We start from the raw sequence: 20,861 nt of genomic DNA, 5'->3' as shown, positions 1-20,861 counted from the left end.
ACCCCCATGAAGACTCGTCTGCTCTCCGGGTTGAAGACCCGTCTGCAGCTGCTGTGCGTGGTCGCGGCCCTGGGCATGCTGACCGCGGGCACCGTGTTCGATCTGGCCGCGCAGGAGGCCACCCCGCCTGCCGCCACCGAAACCCCCGCCGCCTCCGTCCCGGCCGAAGCCGCGCCGGAACCGGCCGCCGCGCCCGCCGCCGCGGAAGCGGCGCCCGAGGCCGCCGCCCCCGTCGTGGACAAGGGCGACGTGGCGTGGATGCTGACCTCCACGCTGCTGGTGCTGATGATGGTGGTCCCGGGCCTGGCGCTGTTCTACGGCGGCATGGTGCGCGCCAAGAACGTGCTCTCGGTGCTGATCCAGGTCGGCGTGGTGTTCTCGCTGATCGCGATCCTGTGGGTGCTCTACGGCTACAGCCTGGCCTTCGCGGACGGCGGCCCGTTCATCGGCACGCTGGGCAAGGCGCTGCTGGGCGGCGTGGACACCACGACCCTGGCCGACACCTTCTCCAAGGGCTTCAAGCTGCCCGAATACGTCTTCGTCGCCTTCCAGCTGACCTTCGCCGGCATCACCGGCGCGCTGATCGTCGGCGCCTTCGCCGAGCGCGTGAAGTTCGCCGCGGTGCTGCTGTTCGTCGTCCTGTGGTTCACCTTCGGCTACCTGCCGCTGGCGCACATGGTGTGGTCCGCGCCGGGCTACCTGTTCGGCAAGGGCGCGCTGGACTTTGCCGGTGGCACCGTGGTCCACATCAACGCGGGTATCGCCGGCCTTGTGGGTTCGTACTTCGTCGGCAAGCGCCTGGGTTTCGGCCAGCAGGCGCTCAAGCCGCATAACGTGACCCTGACCTTCACCGGCGCCTCGCTGCTGTGGGTGGGCTGGTTCGGGTTCAACGCCGGCTCGGCGCTGGAAGCCAATGCCACCGCCGCGCTGGCCTTCCTCAACACCCTGCTGGCCACCGCCGCGGCCGTGCTGGCGTGGTCGCTGGTGGAGAAGCTGTTCAAGGGCAAGTCCTCGGCGCTGGGCGTGGCCTCGGGCATGGTCGCCGGCTTGGTCGGCATCACCCCGGCCGCGGGCACTGTCGGTCCGTTCGGCGCGATCGCCATCGGCGCGGCTGCCGGCGTGATCTGCGTGTGGGGCGTGACCGGGCTGAAGAAGCTGCTGGGCGCCGACGACACGCTGGACGTGTTCGGCGTGCACGGCGTGGGCGGCATCGTCGGCGCGATCCTCACCGGCGTGTTCACCGACAAGGCCCTGGGCGGCGCGGGCTATGCCGAGGGCGTGACCATGGGCCACCAGGTCGCCGTGCAGGCCACCGGCGTGGCCATCACCGTGGTGTGGATCGGCGTGGTGTCCGTGGTCGCCTTCCTGATCGCCAAGCTGGTCTTCGGCCTGCGCGTGAGCGAAGAGGCCGAGCGCGAGGGTCTGGACATCACCTCGCACGGCGAATCGGCCTACGAGACCTGATCGAAACACCGGGGGCGGCATTGCACTAAGATGGTGCAATGCCGCCGTCGGACGCCACAGATCCCGTTCCCGAACTCCCGGAAAGACCTGTGACCGATGTTCCCGCCCCGGATGCGCTGAGCACTCCGGTGGCCTGGGCCGACGCCGCCGGCACCGTCCTTGGCGTCAATTCCGCCTTTGCGCGCTGGCTGGGCGTCAGCCAGCGTCGCTTCGTGGGGCGCCCCCTGGCCGCACTGGAAATGGACGGCGATGCCATGGCCCGCTTTCTCGACAATACCGACCGCGACCTGCTGCGACTGCACCGGGTCGCGCTGGGCTTCCCCGGCGAGACCGCGCGCTTCGCCGAGGGCTGGCTGTCCCGTGCCGAGCGCGGGGGCTGGCTGCTGGAGGCCCATCCGGTCGACGACTTCCCCGCGCTGGACCCGGCCCAGGCCATGCCCAGCGCGCTGGCCGCCGCCCTGCGCGGCCTGGCCCATGAACTGCGCAACCCGCTGGCCGGCCTGAAAGGCGCCGCCCAGCTGCTGTCGCGTCGCGCACAGAACCGTGCGGACAACGAGGACGAGCGCGCCCTCATCGGCCTGATCGAGTCGGAGGCCGAGCGGCTCAATGCCCTGCTGGACCGGCTGCTGTCGCCGGCCTCGCAGCGCCCGCACGCCGCGCTCAACATCCATGCCGTGCTCGAGCGCGTGCTGCGCCTGGCCGAGGCCGAAGGCGCCTGGAGCGGCCGCCTGCAGCGCGATTACGACCCCAGCCTGCCGGAACTGCACGGCGACGCCGACCGCCTGACCCAGGCGGTCTGGAACCTGGTCGGCAATGCGATGCAGGCCGGCGCCGGCCTGATCACCCTGCGCACCCGGGTCGAGCATGGCCTGCGCATCCACGACCAGCTGCATGCGCGCGCGCTGCGGCTGGAGATCATCGACGATGGCCGCGGCGTGCCCGAAGAGCTGGCCGAGCACCTGTTCCTGCCGCTGGTCTCCGGCCGCGCCGAAGGCAGCGGCCTGGGCCTGGCGCTGGCCCAGCAGGTGGCGCGCGAGCACCGCGGCTCACTGGGCTTCCGCTCGCGCCCGGGCCACACCGTCTTCACCCTGTTGCTGCCGCAATCGCGCGATGCCGGCGAGGAGGGCCGTCATGCCCACTGAGGAAAGCCAGCGTATCTGGGTCGTCGACGACGACCGTTCGGTCCGCTTCGTCCTGGCGACCGCGCTGCGCGATGCCGGTTACGACGTCGATGGCTTCGACAGCGCGGCCTCGGCCCTGCAGGCCCTGGGCACGCGCGGCGTGCCGGACCTGCTGTTCACCGACGTGCGCATGCCCGGCGACGATGGCCTCAAGCTGCTGGACCGCCTCAAGCACGCGCATCCGAGTCTGCCGGTGATCGTGATGTCGGCCTACACCGACGTGGCCAGCACCGCTGGCGCCTTCCGCGGCGGCGCGCAGGAGTTCCTGTCCAAACCCTTCGACCTGGACGACGCGGTGGCCCTGGCCGCGCGCGCGCTGCCCAGCCTGGAGCCCAGCGAGGACGCCGTCGCCGAGCCGGCGGCGGAGGCGGCCAATGGCACGCCCGAACTGATCGGCGACACCCCCGCCATGCGCGCGCTGTTCCGTGCGATCGGCCGCCTGGCGCAGGCACCGCTGTCGGTGCTGGTCACCGGCGAGACCGGCACCGGCAAGGAACTGGTCGCGCGTGCCCTGCACAACGAGTCCCCGCGCACGCGCAAGCCGTTCGTGGCGCTCAACACCGCGGCCATTCCGGCCGAGCTGCTGGAGAGCGAACTGTTCGGCCACGAGGCCGGCGCGTTCACCGGTGCGCAGCGGCGGCATATCGGCCGCTTCGAGCAGGCCGATGGCGGCACGCTGTTCCTGGACGAGATCGGCGACATGCCGCTGCCGCTGCAGACGCGCCTGCTGCGCGTGCTGGCCGAGGGCGAGTTCTTCCGTGTCGGCGGGCGCGAGCTGATCCGCGTGGACGTGCGCGTGATCGCCGCCACCCACCAGGACCTGGAAGGCCTGGTGCAGGCCGGCCGCTTCCGCGCCGACCTGCTGCATCGCCTGGACGTGGTCCGCCTGCAGCTGCCGCCGCTGCGCGAGCGCCGCGGCGACGTCTCGCGCCTGGCCGAGAACTTCCTGGCCCAGGCCTGCGCCAAGCTGGGCATGCCGGCCAAGCGCGTGGCGCCGTCGGCGCGCGAGGCGCTGCGCGCACACGACTGGCCCGGCAACGTGCGCGAACTGGAAAACGTCTGCTGGCGCCTGGCTGCACTGGCACCCTCGGACACCATCACCGTAGGCGATGTCGAACAGGCCCTGCCGCACACCGCGCGCGCGCCCACGCGCGACGCCGCCGACTGGGACGCGCTGCTCGGGCAATGGGCGCGCGCGCGCCTGGCCGAGGGTGCCGACGGGCTGCATGCCGAGGCGCGCACGCGGCTGGACCGCGCGCTGCTGGAGGCGGCGCTGCAGTTCACCAACGGCCGCCGCGCCGATGCCGCCGCGCGCCTGGGCGTGGGCCGCAACACGATCACGCGCAAGCTGGGCTCCGGGCGCCGCCGCGGCTGACGAGCGCGGTGGCGCATGCGCGCGCGATGACGCGATGGTCAGCGCGTCGCAACGCGCCGTGACTGCAAACTTCATTGCAACTGAACGCCGTCGTCGATAGCGTGCCCGACCGATGCACCACCGCCGCTTCCATCGCCTGCTCCTGCCGGCGCTCGCCTCGGGCGGGCTGCTGGTCCTCACGGCCTGCAGCACCGCGCCCGCGCCCAAGCCGGCGCCGCCGGTCGTGGTGCCTCCCCCGGCCACGGTGCGCGAGGCGCAGGCGATCATGCGTTCGGCCTCGGCCAGCCTCGTCAGCGGCAAGCTGATGCTGAGCCCGGTGGCCGGCGGCGTGCGCATCGCCGGCACCATCGGCGGCCTGCCGCCGTCGGGGCGCTTCGGCTTCCACGTGCACGAGTTCGGCGACTGCAGCGCGGTGGATGCCAGCAGCGCCGGCGGCCATTTCAATCCCACCCACCAGCCGCACGGCAACGCCAAGATCGGCGCCCACCATGCCGGCGACATGGATAACCTCACCTCCGACCTGGAGGGCGTGGCCCGCGTCGATACGCGCCTGGGCGAGGTCACGCTGGGCGGCGGCGCGCCGAACGACATCCTTGGCCGCGCGCTGGTGGTGCATGCAGACCCCGACGACTACGCCACCCAGCCGGCGGGCAAGTCCGGTGCGCGGGTGGCCTGTGGCGTGATCCAGGCGATCCGCTGATCGCGTGCCTCCCGGCGCGCATTTCCTAGAAGCAAGACGAGGAGCGTTCCGATGAAGCGACTGACCCAGACCCTGCTGTGCGCTGCCACCGTGCTGGCCCTGGCCGCGTGCAACAAGCCCGAACCCGAAGGCGCGCCCGCCCCGGTGAGCGATCCGGCGGCCAGCGCGGCCCCGGCCGAAAACACGCCGCCGCCCAGCACGCCGGCCACCACCGCGACGGCCTCGGCCAAGGCCACGCTCAAGCCGACCGCGGGCAACAAGGTCGCCGGCGAGCTGACCTTCATGGCGATGGAAGGCGGCGTCCACGTCACCGGCACGCTGACCGGGCTGACCCCGGGCGAACACGGCTTCCACATCCATGAGAAGGGCGACTGCAGCGCGCCGGACGGCAGCAGCGCCGGCGGCCACTTCAATCCCGACGGCGTGGACCACGGCCAGGTGACCGCGCCGACCCATCACGCCGGCGACAGCAACAACATCACCGCCGATGCGCAGGGCAACGTGACCATCGACCAGATGCTCTCGGCCAATACCGACATCGGCAAGGGCGACAAGTACGACATCGTCGGCAAGGGCGTGATCGTCCACGAGAAGCCGGACGACTACAAAACCCAGCCGACGGGCGACGCCGGCGGCCGCCTGGCCTGCGGCGTGATCGAAGCGGCCCCGGCCGCGATGTGAGGAAGCCCATCGCGGGCCGCGCCATGCGTGCGCCCGCGATGCCTGCCAAGAAGAAGGCGCCCGATGGGCGCCTTCTTCTTGTCCGAGGGTGCGACGTGGTCGCCGTCAGCTACGCAGATGCGCGCAGAGGTCGCCTTCGCCCGGACAGTGCACGTAGGTGACGGGGATGCCGTGCGCCTCGAGCACCGCGGCGAGCTGGCGCTTGCGCATCAGGTAGTGCTCGTAGGCGCGGGCCAGGCGCTCGGGCTCGTCGGTCCCCGGCGTGTTGCGCGCCTTCCACGTGGCCGCGTCGAGCAGGGCCATCTGCACCTGCCCATCGGCGTAGCGCAGCAGCGGCTCGGGCGGGGCGTCGAGCCACTGCTCCTCGTCCGGGGCCAGCAGCGCGGTCTCGATCAGCGGCCACAGGCCTTCCAGGTGCTGGTGCTGGTACTGCAGCGCCATCATCGCGGCGAGGTCGTGCAGGGTCATGAAGCGCACGTGCTCCACCTTCGCGCCAAGCCCGTCCTGCAGCTGCAGGGCGGTATCGGCGCCGGCCATGCCGCGCTCGATCAGCACCTCCTCCAGCGCCTCGCCGACGGCATCGACGTCCTCCGGAGTGCCGCTGAGCAGGAACGGCAGGACCCGCAGCGCGCCGCCGGTCAGGTCCGGGTCGGCCTGGAACGGCATCGGCACCTGGCCGTCGCTGGCGGCGCCGAAGGCGATCACGCGCGGGCCCTGGTCGCGCCCCGGGGCGCGCTGGCGCAGCTCGTCCAGGCGCCGATGCAGCGGCCAGCCCGGGCGCAGCGCCTCGGCGGGGTCGAAGTGCGCCGCGGCCAGGGTCAGCTCCAGCGTGGTGACCTGCGGCACCAGGCCGGCCAGATCGCGGGCGATCTTCTCGGCCAGCGCGCCGGCCTCGGCCTGCGGCAGCGCCGCCTGCCGCGGCGGTGCGCCGCCGGCCAGTTCCAGTGCGATCAGGCCCATCACCTGCGCGGTTTCGTTGGGGTGGGTCATGAAGAACGGCGAGTCAGGACGATCTGCCGGCATTCTAGCCACCGGCCGGGTGACCGCCGCGACACGATGCACGCGCACGCGTCATTCACGGCGCAGCAGGGAAGGTCGTGGACGATCGATGACAGGCGTCGAACGACGCCGCTACACTTCCTCCATACGCCTGCGCATGTGCGGGTCCCCCTTGAACATGGCCGTCCACCGAGGTCTTCCCATGCCAGTCGCTCGTCCCGTCGCCATCCTCGGCGGCGTCCGCATCCCCTTCTGCCGCCAGAACACCGCCTACGCGGATGTCGGCAACCTGGGCATGTCGGTGCGTACGCTGGGCGCGCTGGTCGAGCGCTTCGGCCTGCATGGGCAGACTCTGGGCGAGGTGGCCATGGGGGCGGTGATCAAGCACTCCAGCGACTGGAACCTGGGCCGCGAGGCCGCGCTGTCCTCGGGCCTGTCGCCGCTGACGCCGGGCATCACCCTGCAGCGCGCCTGCGGCACCAGCCTGGACAGCATCGCCCACATCGGCAACAAGATCGCACTGGGGCAGATCGACGCGGGCATCGGCGGCGGCTCGGATACGACCTCGGACGTGCCGATCGTCTACGGCAAGAAGCTGCGCGCGCGCCTGCTCGAGGTCAACCGCGCCAAGACGCCCAAGGACAAGGCCCGCGCCCTGCTCAGGGGCTTCCGCTTTTCCGAGCTCAAGCCCGAGTTCCCGGGCGTGGGCGAGCCGCGCACCGGCAAGTCGATGGGCGAGCACTGCGAGGACATGGCCAAGGAGTGGAACATCTCGCGCGACTCGCAGGACGCCTGGGCGGTGTCCTCGCACAAGAAGCTGGCCGCCGCGTACGAGCGCGGCTTCTTCGACGATCTGATCGTGCCCTTCCGCGGGGTGAGCCGCGACAACATCCTGCGTCCGGACACCTCGCTGGAGAAGCTGGCCACGCTGAAACCCGCCTTCGACAAGACCTCCGGCCGCGGCACGCTGACCGCCGCCAACTCCACGCCGCTGACCGACGGCGCCGCGGCGGTGCTGCTGTCCAGCGACGAATGGGCGGCCGCGCATGGCCACACGCCGCTGGCCTATCTGAAGGACGTGCAGACCGCGGCGGTGGATTTCGTCCACGGCGAGGGCCTGCTGATGGCGCCGACCGTGGCCGTGCCGCAGATGCTGGCGCGCCATGGCCTGAGCCTGCAGGACTTCGACATCTACGAGATCCACGAGGCCTTCGCCGCGCAGGTGCTGTGCACGCTGCGCGCGTGGGAGAGCGAGGAGTACTGCACCCATCGCCTTGGCCTGCCCGGTCCGATGGGTCGCATCGATCCGGAGAAGATCAACCCCAATGGTTCCTCGCTGGCCGCGGGTCATCCCTTCGCCGCCACCGGCGCGCGCATCATCGGCACGGTGGCCAAGGAGCTGGCCCAGCGCGGCGGCGGCCGCGCGCTGGTGTCCATCTGCACTGCCGGCGGCATGGGTGTGGTCGCGATCGTCGAGCGCTGAGCGGCCGCGGTCGGCTCAACCGACCCAGCACTAAGAAAATCGCGGGTGCTCGTTGCCGCTGTCGCGGTAGCCGCCATGGCGGCGATGCGGCTTTCCCGGGAGAGCCCCCGCGCCGCCATGGCGTCTCCCACCGAGCAGAAGAAGCCTCAAGCTGAAGCGCAACCAGGCTGAAGCGCAACCAGGCTGAAGCGCAACCAGGCCTCTGACTATTGCCGCGCGGCGCGTGACAGTGCCCGCAGGGCAGGCCACGCGCCGCTGACTGGAATTCGGCAAGGCCGGTGCGGCGTGGACCCGCTGCAAAGCGCATCATGTCCAGGCCTCCCCCGTTTGCCGGCGCGCGCATGACCTTGCGCGGACCGTCGCGTATCGCCTTGGACGATTCATCCGCTGCCCTCACGCCTGCAAGCGCCGCTGCCGCGGCGCCCTCGCGCCTCACCCGCCGCGTGCTGAGCGTCGTGGTGTTCAACTTCGTCGGCTATTTCTGCGTCGGCCTGCCGCTGGCCGTGGTGCCGGGCTTCGTCCACACCACGCTGGGCTACGGCACGGTGATGGCCGGCCTGGCGGTGAGCCTGCAGTACGCGGCCACCCTGCTCAGCCGCACCGTCGCCGGACGCCTGTGCGATCGGCGCGGGCCCAAGGTCTCGGTGCTGCTGGGCCTGGGCGCGTGCGCGCTGGCGGGCGCCTGCACTGCGGCCGCCGCGCTGATGGTGGCCTGGCCGGCGGCCAGCCTGGCGGTGCTGTTCGCCGGGCGCCTGCTGCTGGGCTGCGGCGAAAGCCTGATCACCACCGCCACGATCATCTGGGGGATCGGCGCGGTCGGTGCGGTCCATACCGGCCGGGTGATCTCGTGGAACGGCGTCACCACCTACGGCGCGCTGGCCCTGGCGGCCCCGGTCGGCGTCGCCCTGGGGCAGCGCTTCGGCCTGGCCGCGCTGGGCGGGCTGACCGTCGTGCTGGCGCTGGCCGCGCTGGCCTGCGTGGTGCCGCGCCGCGGCGTGCGGCCGGTGCCGGGCGAGCGCATCCCGGCCCGCCGCGTGCTGGCGCGGGTCCTGCCGTTCGGGCTATGCCTGGGGCTGGCGTCGGTGGGGTTCGGCGCGATCACCGCCTTCATCGCGCTGTACTACGCCCAGCGCGGCTGGCCGCACGCGGCGCTGGCGATGACGCTGCTGGGGGCGACCTTCGTGTCGGTGCGGCTGGTCTTTCCGCGGGCGATCGACCGGCATGGTGGCTACCGCGTGGCGATGGTGTCGCTCTGCGTGGAGGCCGCCGGCCTGCTGTGCATCTGGCTGGCGCCGCTGCCGGCCCTGGCCGCGGTGGGCGCGGCGATCACCGGCGCGGGCTTCGCCCTGGTGTTCCCGTCGCTGGGCCTGGAAGCGGTGCGCCGGGTCAGCGACAGCAACCGTGGCACCGCGCTGGGCTTGTACTCGCTGTTCCTGGACCTGGCGCTGGCGATCACCGGCCCGCTGGCGGGCGCGCTCGCGCTGGCCTGGCGCTTCGGCGCGATCTACCTGCTGGCCGGTTGCGCCGCGCTGACTGCCGCTGCGACCAGCGCGCTGCTGGCGCGCAGGCCGCGCCCTGTGCCGCGCTAACCCCGTCCGCTCCCTCGGTGCGTTTGCCATCGCACCTTGAGCGGAGACGTGGCGATGACGTGCAGGTGGACACTGACCATGACGACCCTGGCGCTCGGCGCGGTCCTGGCCGGATGCGCGCGCTCACCGCAACCCGGACCCGCGCCGGGCACGGCTGAAGCCCAATCCGCCGAGTCCCCTTCAGGAGCCGCGCCCGCGGCACCGGCGGTGATGCGCGACGCGTATGCGGACGGCAACGGCACGGAGGCGGTGCAGATGGAAGCCGCCAAGCCGACGATGGCCCCCGCCGCGCAGCTCGTTTCCGCGGCGCTGACCTACTCGGATGGGCAGCGCAGGTTCGTCAGGACGGCGAACGCGCGCTTCTGTGTGCGCGACACCTATGCCGCCGCGCTGGCGATCGAAGACCTCGTGGCGCAACAGCAGGGCTTCGTGACCGGCAACCAGATCCAAGCGCGCGTGCTCGACACGCGGACGCGTTCGATCGCGCACGCACGCAGGCTGGAACTGACCGAGTACATCGTGGAGGGCCGCTTGACCGTGCGTGTGCCCAGCGAACGGACCCAGGCGCTGCTGCGCGCCCTGGCCAGCCAGATCGAGTTCCTCGATGCGCGCAGCGTCGAGGCAAACGATGTGCAGTTCGACCTGCTCGCCCAGGCGCTGGCCCGGCAGCGCGAGGAACAGGCGCAGCAGGAACTCGGTGCGGCCAGCGCGCGCACGGGTCGCGCGGACCACATCGCCGAGGTGATCGCGGCGCGAAACCAGGCGCGGGCATCGCGCGACGAGGCGCTGGTCGAGCAGCGTCGGATCGAGGACCGCATCGCCTTCAGCACGCTGACCCTTTCGCTGTATCAGCCCGCCCTGCTGCGCCGGACCGAACTGCCCGACCTGCAGGCGGCGCTGCGCGAGCACACGCCTTCCTTCGGCTGGCGCCTGGCGCAGTCGCTCAGGGGCGGCTGGGAAGGCCTGCAGGTGCTGGCACTGCGATTGGCCACGCTGTGGCCCTTGTGGTTCGCGCTGATCTGCTTGGCACTGGGCGCGTTCCTGCTGCGCCGCGGTCGGCGCGACGCCCGCTAAGCGTCACTCGCGCAGGCGCGGCAGGCCGTGTTCGTCGCGGGTCTCGGTGACGGCCTGGTCGTGGATCTGCTGGCGCAGGTCGCGATCGGGTTCGGTGGCGGGCAGTTCGCCGCGCTGGGCAGCCAGGGCATTGGCGTAGCTGCGGCGGGCAAGCAGGTCCTCGCCGGCGGCGGCGTAGCCGTGGCCCAGCTCCTCCCAGGCTTCGGCGCCGCCGCCCTGGGCCAGGGCGCGGTGCAGGAACTCCTGCGCCTGCGGCCACTGCCCTTGCTGGCGCGCCAGCCGCGCCAGGGTCAGCAGCAGCGCCGGGCTGTCGGAATGAGCCTGCAGCCAGCGCTGGGCGCTGGCCCGGCGCGAATCGAGCTTGCCGACCGGCAGGCGGCCGTAGAGGGCGATCAGATCCTCGTCCCAGCGGCTGTCCAGCGCGTGCTCCAGGGCATGGGTGGCCGCGTCGTCCCAGCGCAGGGCGGCGGCGCGGGTGGCGTAGGCGGCGACCACCGCGCGTTCGGTGCGCAGCGGCTTGGGAACCAGCTCCCAGCGCTCGGCCAGGGCGTTGGCGTCGCCGGCCTGCTCCAGCGCACGCGCGGCCAGGCGCGTTTCGAGCAGGGCGTAGTCGGGGGGCGACAGCGCCTTGTGCTGGCGCAGCGGGCCGAGCAGGCCCCAGGCGTCGCCGGCGCGGCCCACCTCGGCCAGGGCCTGCGCGCGCAGGGCCAGGCCGCGCGGCGGCAGCGGCTGGGCGCCGGGCGCGTCCAGGGCGACCAGCGCCTGGGCCGGCATGTCGGCGGCCAGCGCGTCCTCGGCCAGCAGCAGGGCGTGGGCGGTGGCATCGCGCTGGGCCAGGGCCTGCAGGTGGCGCTCCAGGGCAGCGGCGTCGCCGCGGGCCCGGGCGGCGCGCACGGCGGCGATGCGCGCGGCGGTGCCGACCTCGGGGTCCTGCGCGGCGCGGTCCAGCAGCTTCTCGGCGCGCAGCCAGTGGCCGTGCTGGACGGCTTCCAGGCCCTCGATCAGCTGCGCGCGGGCGCGCTTGCGGCGATGCCGGCCCCAGGCGCGGAAGGGCAGGGCCAGCAGGGTCCAGACGATCCACAGCACCAGCGCGGCGACGATCAGCGCCAGGATCGCGCCCGGCACCGTGGCGGTGACGTCGTAGCCGCCCACGCGCACGAACACTTCGCCCCAGTCGCGGATGTCCTCGCGCGCCAGCCACTGCGCGCCGATCACGCCCAGGGCGACCAGGACCAGCAGGACCACGACGATGCGCAGGGTCTTCATGGCGTGCCCTCCGTGGGGGCCTGCGCGGCGGGCGCGGACGGGGACGGAGGCGTTGCCGGCCATGGCGTGGCGCCGGTCGCCTTGCCGCGCTGGGCCTGCAGCTGGGCCAGGGTGCTGCCCAGTTCGGGGATCTGCGGCTGCAGCGGCAGGGCCGCGATCTGGCGCAGCTGGCGCTCCAGCGCGCTGGCCTGCGGGGTGGCCGGCCACAGCCGTGGCACCCAGCCGGCGGCGCGCAGCACCGCGGCGCGGAACCCGGCGGCATCGTGACGCTCGGCGGCGGCGCGGGCCAGGGTGAGTTCCAGCTGCAGAGCGTTGTCGAAGGCGGCGCGCTGGGCCGGGACCACCGCCACGCGCGCGCCGCTGGGCCGCACATCCACCAGTGGGGCGAGCACGCGCTGCCAGGCCGGGCGCGTGGCCGGATCCACGGGCACCTGACGCGGCAGCTGGGCCAGCGCGGCGCTGGCGGCATCGAGCCGCTGCAGGGCCTGGGCCTTCGGTCCTGCGCCCAGGCGCAGGACCGCGGCGCGCTCCTGTTCCAGCGACTGCTTGAGGTTGAGCACGCGCGGGTCGTCCAGGCCGGCCAGGGTGTCGGCGGCCAGGGCATAGGCCTGCTGCGCGCCGGGCAGGTCGCCGGCGATGGTCAGGCGCTGGGCGGCCAGGTGCAGTTCCAGCTCGGTCTGGTCCAGGCGCAGCGCGGCGGCGCCCTGGCGGGTGGAATCGGCGAGCTTGGCCACGGTGTCTTCCAGCAGCGCGCCGCGCTGGCTCAGGCCGAGCATTTCATCGCGCAGCACGCGGTTGGTGGCGGCCGCGTCCTGGATGCGTTCGCTCTGGGCGCGGGCATCGCCGCGCAGGGCGTCGATGCGCTGGTCCAGTGCGGCCAGCTGGCGCTGGAGCTGATCCTCCTGTGCGCTGCGCCGGCCCTGCCATTGCTGCCAGCCGTACCAGCCGCCCGCCGCCAGTGCGGCGATCAGCAGCAGCGCGATCAGGGCTGGCCAGATGCGGCGGCGCGGGCGCGGCTCGGACTCGGCGCTGGCGATGGCATCGTTCAAGGGGGCACTCCAACAAAGCAGCGTGGAACAGGCGCGTGTGGCGCGGCGGGATCGGCCGCATGCTAGCTCAAGCGATGTGAGTACATGGCCTGCGCGGTCGCCAGCAGCTGCGCCGCACGCGGGCCTTCGGCCTGCAGCACCCGCTCGAATCCGGCCTGCAGCGCCAGGCCCGCCAGCCGCGCGCTGGCCACGATCGCCGGCTGCGCGCGCAGCGCCGCCGCCGAGCGCGCGGGCAGGCGTTCGAGCACCTCGCGCAGCGCGCCGCCGCTGGTCACCAGCACGCAGGCCGGCGCCTGCAGCGCGTCGAGCCGGGCGATGGCCCGTGCCGACAGCGGCACCGGCTGGCGCTGATACACCTCGGCCAGGTGCAGCTGCGCACCGCGCGCCTGCAGCGCCGGCGCCAGTGTGCCGCGCCCCTGCGGCGCGGTGACCAGCCCGACCGGGCGCCGCGCGAGCGTGGCCAGCGCCGGCAGGTCCAGCAGACCCTCGCTGTCCATGCGGGACGGGGCGAGCGCCGCCAGCCCCAGCCGCGCCAGCGCCGCGCGCGTGCCGCTGCCGGTACCGATCAGGACCTGGCCCGGACCCGCGCCGATGGGCACCAGGGCATGGGCGAAGCGCACCGCCGCCGGGCTGGTGAACACCACCACCTCACAGGCCCGCGCCGCCTCCCAGGCCTGCCGCGCTTCGTCGTCCTCGCGCGCCACCAGCGACCAGGGCGAGAGCGCGATCACCCCGGCGCCCACGCGCGCGGCAGCGCGGCGCAGCGCGGCGTGCCCGCCCTGAGGCCGCAGGGAGATGACGTACCATGCGCGCGCTTTGCCCTGGCCCATGAATCAAGAGTACGCGATGAACGACGACGCCCTGCTCGACGCGCTGCGCGCGACCTGCGCGCAGATGCCGCCGGTGGTGGCGATGCGCATGGCGCTGCGCCGCTTCGATGGCACGCGCCTGCACACGACCGCGCCGCTGGCCGCCAACGTCAACGACAAGGGCACCGCCTTCGGCGGCAGCCTGGTCGCGCTGATGACCCTGGCCGGCTGGGCGCTGACCACGCTGCAGCTGCGCAAGGCCGGGCTGGACGCCGAGGTCTACGTGGCCGACAGCCAGGTGCGCTACCGCGCCCCGCTGCTGGACGAGCTGGTCGCCCAGGCCTGGCTGGCGCCGGAAGCCGACTGGGCGGGCTTCATCGACACCTTCGTGCGCCGCGGCAAGGCGCGCGCCACCCTGCTGGCGCAGGTGCTGCTGCCCGACGGCGGGGTCGCGGCCGAACTGAGCGGCCGCTACGTGGCCCTGGCAAAGCGGTAGCATCCTGGCTCACGCCTGGGGAGAAACACGCACGTGGGACGACTACTGTGGATGCTGCTGGCCGCGCTGCTGGTGCTGGCCAGCGCCGGACCGGCCGAGGCCATCGGCAACCGCGCCAAGCAGCGCAAGCTCACCGACACCCAGACCCTGTTCACCAAGGCGATGCGCTGGGGCGAGTTCGAACAGGCCTGGAGCGTGGTCGACCCCGAGGCGCGCCAGGGCGCCGGCCTGAGCGCGCTGGAGCTCTCGCGCTACCAGCAGGTGGAGATCACCGGCTACAGCGAGATCGGCGGCGGCGCCGAACCCGACGGCAGCGTGGTGCGCGTGGTCGATGCGCGCGTGGTCAACCGCCACACCATGGCCGAACGCACCGTGCGGGTGCGCGAACGCTGGCGCTGGGACCCGACGGCCGAGCAGTGGTGGCTGCAGGACGGCCTGCCGGACCTCTGGCAGGGTCAATAGTCGCCGGGCTGTGCGACAATCGCCGGCCTTTTCGCGCCCAGCCGACGCTTTCCTGCCGTGAATTTCGACCAACTCAAGGCTTTCGCCGCCGACAACGCGATGCTGTCCATGGCCCTGGTGGGCCTGACCCTGGCGATCCTCGTCACCGAGGTCATGCGCCTGTTCCGCGGCTACAAGGGCGTGCGCCCGGGCGAACTGACCGCGCTGATCAACAACGACAACGCGCTGGTGCTGGACCTGTCGGCCAGCGGCGATTTCGAGAAGGGCCACATCCCCGGCAGCAGGAACCTGGCCGGCAAGTTCGATCCCAAACACAAGCTGCTCGCCGGCGCGACCGATCGGCCGGTGGTGCTGGTGTGCCGCAGCGGCCAGACCGCGCCGGGCGCCGCGGCCCAGCTGAAGAAGGCCGGGTTTGCCAAGGTCTATGTGCTCGAGGGCGGCGTGGGCGCCTGGCAGGCCGCCGACCTGCCGCTGGTCAAGGGCCGCGCCTGACACTGAACACGCGTCGCGTCGCCCGCGGACCTTGAAGCGGTCCGGGCGCGCCGCCACCCCATGCGATAATCCCGGGCTTTGGCCCATTCACCGCAACGCTATTCCGGAGTACATGATGTCCGACGAGACCCTCAACGGCGCCAACGAAGCCGCCACCCAGGCCAACGGCCCGAACTTCACCGTCGAAAAGATCTACGTCAAGGACGTGTCCTTCGAGGTCCCCGGCGCGCCGGCGATCTACTCGGAGAACATCGCTCCGGAGCTCAACCTCAACCTCAACCAGCGCGTGCAGCGCCTGGCCGAGAACGCCTTCGAGGTGATCCTGGGCGTGACCCTGACCTGCAAGGCCGGCGACAAGACCGCCTACGTGGCCGAGGTGCAGCAGGCCGGCGTGTTCGGTCTGGCCGGCTTCGACCCGCAGACCATCGACGCGCTGCTGGGCACCCAGTGCCCGAGCATCCTGTTCCCGTACGTGCGCCAGCTGCTGAGCGACCTGATCCAGGCCGGCGGCTTCCCGCCGTTCTTCCTGCAGCCGATCAACTTCGACGGCCTGTACGCCGAAACGCTGCGCCAGCGCGCCGCCCAGGGCCAGCAGGGCGTGATCGAGAACGATCCGCCGGTGGGCAACGCCTGATTTCGATGGCGTGTGTGATAAAGCTTGGCCCCCTGCACACAGTCGGGGGGATGCAATGAAGGCGTTGAACGTCGCAGTGCTCGGCGCCGGTTCCTGGGGAACCGCGCTGGCGGCCCTGATCGCCCGGCACGGCCACCAGGCCGTGCTGTGGGGACGCGATGCGGTCGTGGCCGAGGCCATCGAAGGTCGCCACGAGAATCCGCGTTACCTGCCGGGCATCGAACTGCCCGACACCCTGCGCGCCACCACCGACCTGGCCACCGCCATGGCGGACGCCGACCTGGTGCTGGTGGTCGTGCCCTCGCATGCCTTCACCGAGACGCTGCGCGCGCTGGCGCCGCTGCGCCCCCGCCATGCGGGCGTGAGCTGGGCGACCAAGGGGTTCGAGCCCGGTTCCAGTCGCTTCCTGCACGAGGTGGCCGAGGACGTGCTGGGTCCGGAGGTGCCGCTGGCGGTGGTGACCGGGCCCTCCTTCGCCAAGGAAGTCGCCCAGGGCCTGCCCACCGCGCTGACCATCCACGGCGCCGACGACGCGTTCTGCAAGCAGGTCGCCGACGTGCTGCACGGCCCGGCGTTTCGCGCCTATACCGGCAACGACATGGTCGGGGCCGAGCTGGGCGGGGCGATGAAGAACGTGCTGGCCGTGGCCACCGGCGTGGCCGACGGCATGGGCCTGGGGCTCAACGCGCGCGCTGGACTGATCACCCGCGGCCTCAACGAGATGCTGCGCCTGGCCGCGGCGATCGGCGCGCGCCCGGAGACGCTGATGGGTCTGGCCGGCCTGGGCGACCTGGTGCTGACCTGCACGGGCGACCTGTCGCGCAACCGCCGCCTGGGCCTGGCCCTGGGCCGCGGCCAGTCCATCGACGAGGCCGTGCGCGAGATCGGGCAGGTGGTCGAGTCGGTGCAGACCGCCGACGAGGTGATGCGCCAGGCGCGCCGCTACGGCATCGACCTGTCGATCAGCGAGGCCGTGCGCGATGTCCTGCACGGCGACATCACCCCGGCCGAAGGCCTGGAACGCCTGCTGGCGCGCGAGCAGAAGCCGGAGTATCCGGAAACGCTGTTCCAGTAGCCCGCTCGCCCCGGGCCGGAGATCTCCCACCCCGCGGGTGGGAGTCTTGTTTCGGCGCAGGCAGCGTCGCGCCTGCGCATCGGCGCGACCCTCAGCCCACCATCGCGCGCAGCATGTCGCAGGCGTCCGAACGCCGGTGCGGCGAGAGCTTGCGGATCAGCTGCAGGACCCGGGTTTCCACCTCATCGCGGGCCAGACACTCGGCCGCGGGCGCCGGCGTGCCGGAGGCGGCTTCGGCCTGCGTGGCCGCGCTGATCATCGGGCCGCGCCCGGTGGCCAGCCATTCGAACAGCACCTGCGTGATCACCGCGATCTGCGCCAGGTGCTCCACGCTGGGGTGCGTTCCGCCCGCGCGTTCCCACTGCGCCACGGCGCTGCGCTGCACGCCGACGTGCTCGGCCAGCTGGGTCTGCGACAGGGCCTTCAACCGGCGGGCCTGACGAATGCGATCTGCCATGACATGCATCTTCTTCCATCTCCTGTTGGTTGTGACTGGATGGCCGGCGGCCTCCCTCGGCGCCGGCGCGTGGGTCATGCGTGGAGCCCTGGTGCATCCCGGTGCTGGAAGTCTCCGGCACGCCTCCCCCTGAGGCAGCCGCGCACCTCGCGCCGTCATGCAGCAGGCCTTGGGAAGGCACGCCGCGACGGCATCGCCATGCCGACGTATCGCAAAGCCTCCCGGGACCTGCAACCCCACGCCGGAAACATCGCGCGAACGGGATGACGCCCTCGTCACGACGCGCGCGGCGGGCGCAGGGCCGCCAGCGTGAAGTCGATGCGCGCGAAGGGCGCGTGTCCGGGCCGGCATGGTCGCGGCAGCGCCTGCCGGAAGAGCCCAGAAAAAAAGCCCGGCCTTGAGGGGCCGGGCTTCGCGGAGGTCGGATGCGGGAGAGAGGTCGCACCGCCTCGCCGTGATCGCCAGAGCCACCCCGGCGACCACGTGGCCACTATCGCTCCGGTAACCGCAATTCCACGTGAATATTGTACTTAACCGTTTATTAATTCAGGCGACAGTTTGGGAACTCTAGGCCCGGTGTCATCCGCGTGACGCCCTGTGTCCACGCGCGCCATGTCCGGTGGCTAGTGCGAGGCCATCAGCAGGTCCACGTCGCCGCCCGCCGCGGTGGTGTTGATGGTCACCACCGACTCGGAACAGAAGCGCGGCAGGTAGTTCGGACCGCCGGCCTTGGGGCCGGTGCCGGACAGGCCCTCGCCACCGAACGGCTGCACGCCCACCACCGCGCCGATCATGTTGCGGTTGACGTAGACGTTGCCGACCTCGGCCCGCGCGGCGATGGCCTGGGCGCGGGTGTCGATGCGGGTCTGCACGCCCAGGGTCAGGCCGTAGCCGAGCGCATTGATCTGCTCGACCAGCGTTTCCACCTCGCCCTTCCAGCGCAGCACCTGCAGCACCGGGCCGAAGACTTCCTCGCGCACCTGCTCCAGCGCGCCGATCTCGAAGGCCACCGGCGCGATGCTGTTGACCGGCGCGTCGGCCGGCAGCGGCGCGCGCGCGATCAGCCGCGCGCGGCCTTCAAGCGCGGCGATCTGGCCCTGGAGCTTGTCGAACGCGTCCTGGTCGATCACCGGGCCCAGGTCGCTGGACAGCTGCGCGGGGTCGCCGACCTTCAGCAGCGCCACGGCGCCGGCCAGCATCTCGATCACGCCGTCGGCGATGTCGTCCTGCACGCACAGCACGCGCAGCGCCGAGCAGCGCTGGCCGGCGCTGCGGAAGGTGCTCTGCACCACCGCGTCGACCACCTGCTCGGGCAGCGCCGTGGAGTCGACGATCATCGCGTTGAGGCCGCCGGTCTCGGCGATCAGCGGCACGATCGGGCCGTCCTTGCCGGCCAGGGTGCGGGCGATGGCCTTGGCCACCGGCGTGGAGCCGGTAAAGGCCACGCCGGCGATCTTCGGATGCGCCACCAGCGCCGCGCCGGTCTCGCCTGCGCCGTACACGCCGATCAGCGCGTCCTCGGGCACGCCGCAGCGGTGCAGCAGGGCGATCATCGCCGCGCCCACGCCCGGCGTCTGCTCGGCCGGCTTGGCCGCCACCGCGTTGCCGGTGACCAGCGCGGCGACCACCTGGCCGGTGAAGATCGCCAGCGGGAAGTTCCAGGGCGAGATGCACGCCCACACCCCGCGCCCGGCCAGGGCATAGGTGTTGCGCTCGCCGGTGACGCCCGGCAGCAGCTGCGGGGCCATCAGGCTGCGTGCCTGCAGCGCGTAGTAGCGGCAGAAGTCGGCGGCTTCGCGGACTTCGGAGACCGCATCGCCCCAGGTGCGATGGCCTTCGCGCACGATCAGCGCGCACCACTGCGCCAGGTCGCGTTCGAGCGCGTCGGCGGCCTGTTCCAGCGCGGCGGCGCGGGTCTCGACCGGCGTGGCGTTCCAGCGCTTCTGGCCCTTGGCCAGCGTCTGCACCAGGGCATCGATCTGCGCGACCGGGGTCAGCGCCGGCGTCGGCAGCGCGGCGGCGGGATAGGCGGCCAGCAGCGACCTGGCCATCGGCTCGCAGCTCACGTCCGTGCCGGCAGTGTTGCGGCGCACGCCCAGGATGTCGGCCGGCAGCGTCACCGCGCTCTGCGGCGCGATGTGCAGCGGCGAGCTCACCAGCGCGCTGGCCGGCAGTGTCTCATCCGCCAGCTGGTGGACGAAGGAGGAATTGGCGCCGTTCTCCAGCAGGCGGCGCACCAGATAGGCCAGCAGGTCCTTGTGCGGGCCGACCGGCGCGTACACGCGCAGGCCCACGTCCGGGTACTGCCGATGCGCGGCCTCGTGCACCGCATCGCCCATGCCGTGCAGGCGCTGCAGCTCGAACGGCACGCCGGCCGCACGCGCCAGGTGCAGCACCGCGGCGATGGTGCCGGCGTTGTGACCGGCGATCTGCGGATAGATCGCGTCGGGCATGGCCAGCATCGCCCGGGCGCAGGCCAGGTAGGACAGGTCGGTGTGGTGCTTGTGGGTGAACACCGGGAACGCGGCCAGGCCCAGCTCCTGCGCGCGCTTGATCTCGTAATCCCAGTAGGCGCCCTTCACCAGGCGCACCATGAAGCGCACCTTCAGCGCGCGGGCGATGCGGGCGACCTCCTCGATCGTCTCCAGCGCGCGGGTCTGGTAGGCCTGCACGGCCAGGCCGAAGCCGTTCCACTGCGGATACCTGGCGGCAGTGCGCGTGGCCACCGCCTCGAACACCTCCAGCGACAGCTCCAGGCGCTCGCTCTCCTCCGCGTCGATGGTCAGGTTGAGGTCGGCCTGGGCCGCGGCCTCGGCCAGCTCGCACACGCGCGGCACCAGCAGCGCCATGACGTGGTCGTGCTGCACGGCCTCGTAGCGCGCGTCGATGGCCGAGAGCTTGATCGAGATGCCGTCGGCCTGTTCCACCGGCACGCTGCGATCGCGCGACTTGGCCAGCGCGGCGATGGCGGCGTGGTACTTGCGCATGTAGGCCTGCGCGTCGGCGTCGGTACGCGCGCCCTCGCCCAGCATGTCGTAGGAGAAGCGCAGGCCCTTGCGCGCCTTGCGCTGCTTGCGGGCATCGTCCAGCGCCTCGTCCAGGGTCTCGCCCATGACGAACTGCTTGCCCATCAGCTGCACCGCGCGCACGGTCGCGGCGACCACGGCCTTGGCGCCCATCCGGGCCAGGAACCCGGCCTTCTGGCCGTCCTCGCCCAGCATCTTCTTGGACAGGCTGATGGCCTGGTTGGACAGGGTGGCCAGCCACGACTGCGAGGCGCCGGAGAAATCGGCGCGGCCCAGCTGGTCGGCGGTGAGGGTCATGGCGGTGTCGGCATCGGGCACGCGCAGCAAGGCCTCGGCCAGGCGCATCAGGGCCAGGCCCTCGGCGCTGGACAGCGGGAACTCGCGCAGCAGCGTTTCCATGGCGAAGGCCGACGGTTTGGACGCGCGGACCTGGCCGATCCAGCCGATCGCATCGCCGCTGGCCAGGGCCCAGTCCAGGTCCTGCAGGCGCTGCAGCAGCGGGGCGAGCACATCGGCCTCGGGCCGGTAGGGGATGGGCAACCGCATAAA

Annotated in this window: 19 protein-coding genes; 13 read left to right on the top strand and 6 right to left on the bottom strand. The window is 72.4% G+C overall.

Annotation, left to right across the window (positions count from 1 at the left end; translation table 11 throughout):
• The first annotated feature begins 6 nt into the window (after positions 1-6).
• The 5 genes from amt to LAJ50_RS18610 all read left to right on the top strand — a co-directional run bounded on the left by amt (position 7) and on the right by LAJ50_RS18610 (position 5,401).
• Positions 7-1,464: an ammonium transporter gene (gene amt / locus LAJ50_RS18630; protein WP_138654679.1), complete on the top strand. Its 1,458-nt coding sequence runs from the start codon at positions 7-9 to the stop codon at positions 1,462-1,464.
• 38 nt (positions 1,465-1,502) lie between these two features.
• Entirely contained in the window at positions 1,503-2,606 is a 1,104-nt protein-coding gene (locus tag LAJ50_RS18625) for an ATP-binding protein (protein ID WP_130552817.1), read from the top strand.
• Entirely contained in the window at positions 2,596-4,020 is a 1,425-nt protein-coding gene (gene ntrC, locus LAJ50_RS18620; RefSeq protein ID WP_138654681.1) for a nitrogen regulation protein NR(I), read from the top strand. Before LAJ50_RS18625 ends, ntrC begins: the two co-directional genes overlap by 11 nt.
• A 112-nt stretch (positions 4,021-4,132) precedes the next feature.
• The gene (locus LAJ50_RS18615) at positions 4,133-4,720 is read left to right on the top strand and encodes a superoxide dismutase family protein (RefSeq protein ID WP_138654683.1); all 588 of its coding nucleotides are present in this window, start codon (positions 4,133-4,135) and stop codon (positions 4,718-4,720) included.
• Positions 4,721-4,771: 51 nt separating this feature from the next.
• Positions 4,772-5,401, top strand: coding sequence for a superoxide dismutase family protein (locus LAJ50_RS18610; protein ID WP_138654685.1), 630 nt, complete (start codon positions 4,772-4,774; stop codon positions 5,399-5,401).
• 105 nt (positions 5,402-5,506) lie between these two features.
• Here LAJ50_RS18610 and LAJ50_RS18605 read toward each other — a convergent pair whose 3' ends face one another.
• Complete coding sequence (locus LAJ50_RS18605; protein WP_138654686.1) at positions 5,507-6,391, bottom strand: hypothetical protein; 885 nt, start codon at positions 6,389-6,391, stop codon at positions 5,507-5,509.
• Between the two features lie 211 nt (positions 6,392-6,602).
• On the opposite strand from LAJ50_RS18605, the gene LAJ50_RS18600 reads away from it, so the two are divergent.
• From LAJ50_RS18600 to LAJ50_RS18590, 3 genes are all read left to right on the top strand, one after another.
• Positions 6,603-7,883, top strand: a complete 1,281-nt coding sequence (locus tag LAJ50_RS18600) for an acetyl-CoA C-acetyltransferase (protein WP_138654688.1) — start codon at positions 6,603-6,605, stop codon at positions 7,881-7,883.
• Positions 7,884-8,254: 371 nt separating this feature from the next.
• Positions 8,255-9,472, top strand: a complete 1,218-nt coding sequence (locus tag LAJ50_RS18595) for an MFS transporter (RefSeq protein ID WP_224096389.1) — start codon at positions 8,255-8,257, stop codon at positions 9,470-9,472.
• Between the two features lie 210 nt (positions 9,473-9,682).
• A complete protein-coding gene (locus LAJ50_RS18590) occupies positions 9,683-10,546 on the top strand; it encodes a DUF4349 domain-containing protein (RefSeq protein WP_171044709.1) in 864 nt (287 codons plus the stop codon).
• A 3-nt stretch (positions 10,547-10,549) separates the two neighbouring features.
• On the opposite strand, the gene LAJ50_RS18585 is transcribed toward LAJ50_RS18590, so the two are convergent.
• The 3 genes from LAJ50_RS18585 to LAJ50_RS18575 form a co-directional block, all read right to left on the bottom strand.
• Positions 10,550-11,812 carry a heme biosynthesis HemY N-terminal domain-containing protein gene (locus LAJ50_RS18585; protein ID WP_343227914.1) on the bottom strand — a complete coding sequence of 421 codons (1,263 nt, stop codon included), beginning with the start codon at positions 11,810-11,812 and terminating at the stop codon, positions 10,550-10,552.
• Positions 11,809-12,861: a uroporphyrinogen-III C-methyltransferase gene (locus LAJ50_RS18580; RefSeq protein ID WP_224096388.1), complete on the bottom strand. Its 1,053-nt coding sequence runs from the start codon at positions 12,859-12,861 to the stop codon at positions 11,809-11,811. Before LAJ50_RS18580 ends, LAJ50_RS18585 begins: the two co-directional genes overlap by 4 nt.
• 62 nt (positions 12,862-12,923) lie before the next feature.
• A complete protein-coding gene (locus tag LAJ50_RS18575; protein ID WP_224096387.1) occupies positions 12,924-13,691 on the bottom strand; it encodes a uroporphyrinogen-III synthase in 768 nt (255 codons plus the stop codon).
• Between the two features lie 16 nt (positions 13,692-13,707).
• Here LAJ50_RS18575 and LAJ50_RS18570 point away from each other — a divergent pair, with 16 nt between their 5' ends.
• From LAJ50_RS18570 to LAJ50_RS18550, 5 genes are all read left to right on the top strand, one after another.
• A complete protein-coding gene (locus tag LAJ50_RS18570; protein ID WP_138654724.1) occupies positions 13,708-14,166 on the top strand; it encodes a YiiD C-terminal domain-containing protein in 459 nt (152 codons plus the stop codon).
• A gap of 51 nt (positions 14,167-14,217) precedes the next feature.
• Positions 14,218-14,628 (top strand): hypothetical protein, encoded by a 411-nt coding sequence (locus LAJ50_RS18565; RefSeq protein WP_138654754.1) that lies wholly within the window; start codon positions 14,218-14,220, stop codon positions 14,626-14,628.
• A gap of 57 nt (positions 14,629-14,685) precedes the next feature.
• Positions 14,686-15,120 carry a rhodanese-like domain-containing protein gene (locus LAJ50_RS18560; protein ID WP_130552826.1) on the top strand — a complete coding sequence of 145 codons (435 nt, stop codon included), beginning with the start codon at positions 14,686-14,688 and terminating at the stop codon, positions 15,118-15,120.
• A 115-nt stretch (positions 15,121-15,235) separates the two neighbouring features.
• The gene (gene secB / locus LAJ50_RS18555; protein WP_130552827.1) at positions 15,236-15,754 is read left to right on the top strand and encodes a protein-export chaperone SecB; all 519 of its coding nucleotides are present in this window, start codon (positions 15,236-15,238) and stop codon (positions 15,752-15,754) included.
• A gap of 55 nt (positions 15,755-15,809) precedes the next feature.
• Entirely contained in the window at positions 15,810-16,829 is a 1,020-nt protein-coding gene (locus tag LAJ50_RS18550) for an NAD(P)H-dependent glycerol-3-phosphate dehydrogenase (RefSeq protein ID WP_130552828.1), read from the top strand.
• A 91-nt stretch (positions 16,830-16,920) separates the two neighbouring features.
• Here LAJ50_RS18550 and LAJ50_RS18545 read toward each other — a convergent pair whose 3' ends face one another.
• Both LAJ50_RS18545 and LAJ50_RS18540 read right to left on the bottom strand, forming a co-directional pair.
• Positions 16,921-17,286 (bottom strand): helix-turn-helix domain-containing protein, encoded by a 366-nt coding sequence (locus tag LAJ50_RS18545; RefSeq protein WP_224096385.1) that lies wholly within the window; start codon positions 17,284-17,286, stop codon positions 16,921-16,923.
• Between the two features lie 623 nt (positions 17,287-17,909).
• Positions 17,910-20,858: an L-glutamate gamma-semialdehyde dehydrogenase gene (locus LAJ50_RS18540; RefSeq protein WP_138654728.1), complete on the bottom strand. Its 2,949-nt coding sequence runs from the start codon at positions 20,856-20,858 to the stop codon at positions 17,910-17,912.
• Positions 20,859-20,861: the final 3 nt, after the last annotated feature.

The sequence above is a fragment of the Pseudoxanthomonas sp. X-1 genome (assembly GCF_020042665.1).
Classification (GTDB): Bacteria; Pseudomonadota; Gammaproteobacteria; order Xanthomonadales; family Xanthomonadaceae; genus Pseudoxanthomonas_A; species Pseudoxanthomonas_A spadix_A.
Note: the sequence above shows the minus strand (reverse complement) of the source record. Positions and strands in the feature narration are given on the sequence as shown.

What these genes read in the sequence shown, in the direction of transcription:
- amt (WP_138654679.1), top strand. Translation starts at nt 7, where the DNA reads ATGAAGACTCGTCTGCTCTCCGGGTTGAAGACCCGTCTGCAGCTGCTG.
- LAJ50_RS18625 (WP_130552817.1), top strand. Translation starts at nt 1,503, where the DNA reads ATGCCGCCGTCGGACGCCACAGATCCCGTTCCCGAACTCCCGGAAAGA.
- ntrC (WP_138654681.1), top strand. Translation starts at nt 2,596, where the DNA reads ATGCCCACTGAGGAAAGCCAGCGTATCTGGGTCGTCGACGACGACCGT.
- LAJ50_RS18615 (WP_138654683.1), top strand. Translation starts at nt 4,133, where the DNA reads ATGCACCACCGCCGCTTCCATCGCCTGCTCCTGCCGGCGCTCGCCTCG.
- LAJ50_RS18610 (WP_138654685.1), top strand. Translation starts at nt 4,772, where the DNA reads ATGAAGCGACTGACCCAGACCCTGCTGTGCGCTGCCACCGTGCTGGCC.
- LAJ50_RS18605 (WP_138654686.1), bottom strand. Translation starts at nt 6,391, where the DNA reads ATGACCCACCCCAACGAAACCGCGCAGGTGATGGGCCTGATCGCACTG.
- LAJ50_RS18600 (WP_138654688.1), top strand. Translation starts at nt 6,603, where the DNA reads ATGCCAGTCGCTCGTCCCGTCGCCATCCTCGGCGGCGTCCGCATCCCC.
- LAJ50_RS18590 (WP_171044709.1), top strand. Translation starts at nt 9,683, where the DNA reads ATGCGCGACGCGTATGCGGACGGCAACGGCACGGAGGCGGTGCAGATG.
- LAJ50_RS18585 (WP_343227914.1), bottom strand. Translation starts at nt 11,812, where the DNA reads ATGAAGACCCTGCGCATCGTCGTGGTCCTGCTGGTCCTGGTCGCCCTG.
- LAJ50_RS18575 (WP_224096387.1), bottom strand. Translation starts at nt 13,691, where the DNA reads ATGGGCCAGGGCAAAGCGCGCGCATGGTACGTCATCTCCCTGCGGCCT.
- LAJ50_RS18570 (WP_138654724.1), top strand. Translation starts at nt 13,708, where the DNA reads ATGAACGACGACGCCCTGCTCGACGCGCTGCGCGCGACCTGCGCGCAG.
- LAJ50_RS18565 (WP_138654754.1), top strand. Translation starts at nt 14,218, where the DNA reads ATGCTGCTGGCCGCGCTGCTGGTGCTGGCCAGCGCCGGACCGGCCGAG.
- secB (WP_130552827.1), top strand. Translation starts at nt 15,236, where the DNA reads ATGTCCGACGAGACCCTCAACGGCGCCAACGAAGCCGCCACCCAGGCC.
- LAJ50_RS18550 (WP_130552828.1), top strand. Translation starts at nt 15,810, where the DNA reads ATGAAGGCGTTGAACGTCGCAGTGCTCGGCGCCGGTTCCTGGGGAACC.
- LAJ50_RS18545 (WP_224096385.1), bottom strand. Translation starts at nt 17,286, where the DNA reads ATGGCAGATCGCATTCGTCAGGCCCGCCGGTTGAAGGCCCTGTCGCAG.
- LAJ50_RS18540 (WP_138654728.1), bottom strand. Translation starts at nt 20,858, where the DNA reads ATGCGGTTGCCCATCCCCTACCGGCCCGAGGCCGATGTGCTCGCCCCG.